The 3,943-nt window shown below is 39.8% G+C and carries 3 protein-coding genes and 2 tRNA genes; 3 read left to right on the forward strand and 2 right to left on the reverse strand.

The annotated features are described in order from the left end of the window. Positions 1-149 precede the first annotated feature (149 nt). The 3 genes from MHN01_RS19135 (at position 150) to MHN01_RS19145 (ending at position 2,761) form a co-directional block, all read left to right on the forward strand. A tRNA-Ser gene (locus tag MHN01_RS19135) sits at positions 150-240 on the forward strand. 41 nt (positions 241-281) lie between these two features. Then, a tRNA-Asp gene (locus MHN01_RS19140) sits at positions 282-358 on the forward strand. A 516-nt stretch (positions 359-874) separates the two neighbouring features. Beyond that, complete coding sequence (locus tag MHN01_RS19145; RefSeq protein ID WP_239412809.1) at positions 875-2,761, forward strand: methyl-accepting chemotaxis protein; 1,887 nt, start codon at positions 875-877, stop codon at positions 2,759-2,761. A 241-nt stretch (positions 2,762-3,002) separates the two neighbouring features. Here the strand turns inward: MHN01_RS19145 and MHN01_RS19150 are convergent, their stop codons facing one another. After that, a complete protein-coding gene (locus MHN01_RS19150) occupies positions 3,003-3,512 on the reverse strand; it encodes a GGDEF domain-containing protein (protein ID WP_239412810.1) in 510 nt (169 codons plus the stop codon). A 26-nt stretch (positions 3,513-3,538) separates the two neighbouring features. Continuing rightward, on the reverse strand, positions 3,539-3,943 hold a 405-nt coding region (locus MHN01_RS19155; RefSeq protein ID WP_239412811.1), incomplete at its 5' end, for a hypothetical protein.

Below are 3,943 nucleotides of genomic sequence, written 5' to 3' on the forward strand. Positions count from 1 at the left end.
GATGAGTGATAATGACTATATTACAACCGAGTACAACATGCGAATGGTAGATATAGAGGCGAGTTGTTTCCGTATTGAGCAGTTGTCACTTTTTTGCCAAAAAAGGCTTTACAGAAAAAACCGAAATCCGTATTATTCACCGCACTTACGGAGAGATGGCTGAGTGGTTGAAAGCACCGGTCTTGAAAACCGGCATACGTTTGTAGCGTATCTAGGGTTCAAATCCCTATCTCTCCGCCATATTCTAGAAATTGGGCGCAAGCCGAGTTTCACAAAGAATTGGAGCGGTAGTTCAGTTGGTTAGAATACCGGCCTGTCACGCCGGGGGTCGCGGGTTCGAGTCCCGTCCGCTCCGCCAATGATTTAAGCCTGATGCGAAAGCGTCAGGCTTTTTTCATATTTAACGCTCCAGAAAGTGCTGCGCACTTTTTCACGGGCCGGAATGCCGGACCATCGAGTCCCATCCGCTCCACCACTACATGAGGCCTCGTCAGAAATGACGAGGCTTTTTTGTTTGTTTTAAGTTGAAGTTCGCCCTGCGGTCGAATGAGCCCCGCTTGATCGCAAGTCCGGCCGCTCCGTCACTGATTTCAGCCTGATGCGAAATTGTCAGGCTACTTTAGAACTAAGACACCTCAAAAATATTGCGATGATATCGGACGAATTTCCTATTTTGTGGCTGGTAATAATCAGCAAATGACGATGATGGCTATCAGAGCTAGGAGTCAACGTTACTTGAATGCATCCTTAAATGTTTTGTAGCATATATGAATGTCACTTTGTGGACATCTTGATGTTGATGTATGTCTATTTCTGTATAAAATGTTACTTTTAGATCTGAAAACGATTGCTTACAGGTTTCAAGGTAAAAAATATGACAAATATGTCGTCAACATCTCTTAAGGGTAAGCTTTTTTTGCTATTGATGATCAGCTCTATGCTAGTTGGCGGAGTAGTAGCAAGCTTAAGTTATGTAAAGATAAATGAGCTTTCAGAAGAAGGGAGTTTTGATCAGCTTGTCAATTATAATCGTGAAATAACTTCGTCTATTGATGCGTATGCAAAATCAATTAAGTCATCTCTGAATTTCGCGGCTAAAGTCTATGACGAGAATGCAAGTTATGAACAGCAGGGGCGTTTTTTTACCGACATAAAAACAAGTACTAATTCTTTGGTCTCCTATGCTGGATTAGTTGATGAAGGGATCGCTTTGATGACCGGTGAGTTATTACCCATTTCTAAGTTAGATATTACTACCCGAGAGTGGTATCAGTGCGTGATGAATACAGGTAAATTCTGTATTACTAAGCCATACAAATCTTCTGAAGGCGAGCTTGTTATAGCGTGGGCAGAACCCATTAAGCGTAATGGTAATATTATCGGTATGCTTAACGTAAATAAGCCGATGAATGATCTGTCTGTACTGGTGAGCCATATGATAGAAAATAAGGCTTACAAAACCGTAGCATTTCGGAAAGATGGATATGTGATTGGCAGTAGTGATGAGAAGAATATTGGCCAAAACATCTACGATATAACGCATTACGATGAAAGTTTCCTTAGTTCGCAGCTTGGTAAGTTAACTGAAATTGATGGTCATTTTGAATACATTATGTTTTCAGAGGAAGCAAATTTATATGTGGGTGTGCAGGTTCCTGTAGATTATATTAATTCTGCATCAAGAGCTGCTGCAATTACATCAGTATTTGTAGCAATATCAATTGTTGTGCTTACCCTGCTATTTGCATCAGTATTCATAAAGCGATCGATTAGTACGCCACTTGAAGAAATGGCGAGTTACGCTCAGCAGATCGCTTCCGGGAATCTCAAAAATGATATCGATTTAAGACGCTATAAAGTCGATGAAATTAGTATGCTGGCTCGTTCTTTTTCAAGCATGCAGGAATCACTGAGTAATACTGTACATAAACTATCACAATCTGCGGGAGATCTTGAATTAGCTTCCAATAATGTACTTGGCGCTTCTCAGCAAAACTCCATAAGCATGCGAAATCAGCAGCAAGAAATCACAGAACTAGCTGCTTCTATGAAGCAGATGCAGGCTAGTGTTAATGAGATTGCAGCAAGTGCTGCTGATACTCAGACTGTCACTCAGGACGCTACAGAAATATCTCAGAAGTCACAGAATTTGGTTGAGCGGACGATAAGCTCAATTCGTTCAGTGGAAGAGGAAAACATTGGCATTAAGACGAGAATTGATTCCTTAAAGGAAGATAGCGCAAAAATTAGCACAATTCTGGATGTGATCGTGAGCATTTCTGAACAGACAAATTTGCTTGCTCTTAATGCCGCGATTGAGGCCGCACGAGCTGGTGAACATGGTAGGGGTTTTGCGGTAGTGGCGGATGAGGTAAGGAATCTTGCTCAGAAAACTCAAGAGTCATCAGAAGAGATCAATTCTATGATTAGGGCGATCCAAGAGAGAAGTGATGATCTGACGAGCGCAATTGAAGGTAGTGCAGAGATGATTAGTCGTGCAGTAGAACTCTCTGATCAGGTTGGAATGTCGATACGGAAAGTAAATGATTCAATTAAGGAATCTTATGAGATGAATGTTCAGATTGCGAGTGCTGCAGAAGAGCAGCATATAGTAACGAGGGAGCTTAATAATAATATTGCTATTATAAATGACTCATCAAACGCGGTCACCTCAGAGTCGTCTCAAGCAGTTGAAACAGCCTCAAATTTAAATTGTATTACAAGCAATTTAACAGAGATCACCCGGCATTTTAAGGTATAGGCTATCGGCAACATACTAACGTTTGTTTAAATTTATTAGCGCTCATACATGAGTTTGAGCGCAACTAGCTGGCGTGTCAAAGTGTAAATTATTATAGCAAGGTGCAATATAGAGCGTTTCGAGAGTATTGAACAGAACAACATGATGTTCGTTTAACCTTGATAAATATTACTAGGGATTTTTCTGGAATTTTATCTGACCATATACGTGCAATTTTCCTTATTACCCGTTATGTATTGGGCTAGATAAACGGAACACATTGATTTCGCCCATTTTTTTTCGCTTGATAGAGGGCAAGGTCAGCCTTTTCAATATGGCTTTTAGGATTAGTTTCTGTCTTTGGAATAACTGAGACATAGCCAACACTTAATGTTACAGATGATTGATCAGTACATCGGTGAGGGATATTAATAGAAGAAACTCCCTGTCTGATATCTTCAGCTAGGTTTGCAACATTTATTTTATTGCCATACAAGATTACGGCAAACTCTTCTCCACCGTACCGACAGACTACACCCATAGTACGATGGCAACTTCTTGATATTGAATAGGCAACTTTAACAAGGCATTCATCTCCTGCGTAATGACCATGAAAGTCATTATATTGCTTAAAGTTGTCAATATCACACATAATCAGTGAAACAAACCTGTTTTCTCTTCGGGCCAGATTAATAAAAAATGTTAACTGGTTATCAAATTCTCTCCTATTTTTTAGCCCTGCCAAGTAATCAATTGAAGCTATCTTATACAATTCAGCACTGGCTACTTCCGGTTCTATTACGCCAAGTAACAGGCTAGCGTTACCGGACTCATTTCTAACCAGTGCTTTTGCTCTACTAGAGAAAAATAATACTTCATCTTTCTTTCATCGTAATAGGGAAACATATTGAAGTATTCATCTTGCTTACTAAGTCTTAATTGGTTGAATTCATGTAAGACACTTTGGGCTACTTTATTGTTTTGGATGGCAATGTTGTTATTATAATCACCAGCAATCGGACATGTTCTGGCTACGGAATGTTGGACCAAGCTTGAATCAAGGTTGAACATATCGCACATTGCGTTATTACAGTAGAAAACATCTGGGTTATCTGAAAGAACGATAATCCACCAAGAAAATCCTGACAAACTCAGCAATTCATCATATAAATGATAATACCTTTCAACTCGAGCGTTTGGAAA

The organism is Photobacterium sp. OFAV2-7 (assembly GCF_022347985.1).
In the GTDB taxonomy this organism is placed as follows: domain Bacteria; phylum Pseudomonadota; class Gammaproteobacteria; order Enterobacterales; family Vibrionaceae; genus Photobacterium.

What these genes read in the sequence shown, in the direction of transcription:
- MHN01_RS19145 (WP_239412809.1), top strand. Translation starts at nt 875, where the DNA reads ATGACAAATATGTCGTCAACATCTCTTAAGGGTAAGCTTTTTTTGCTA.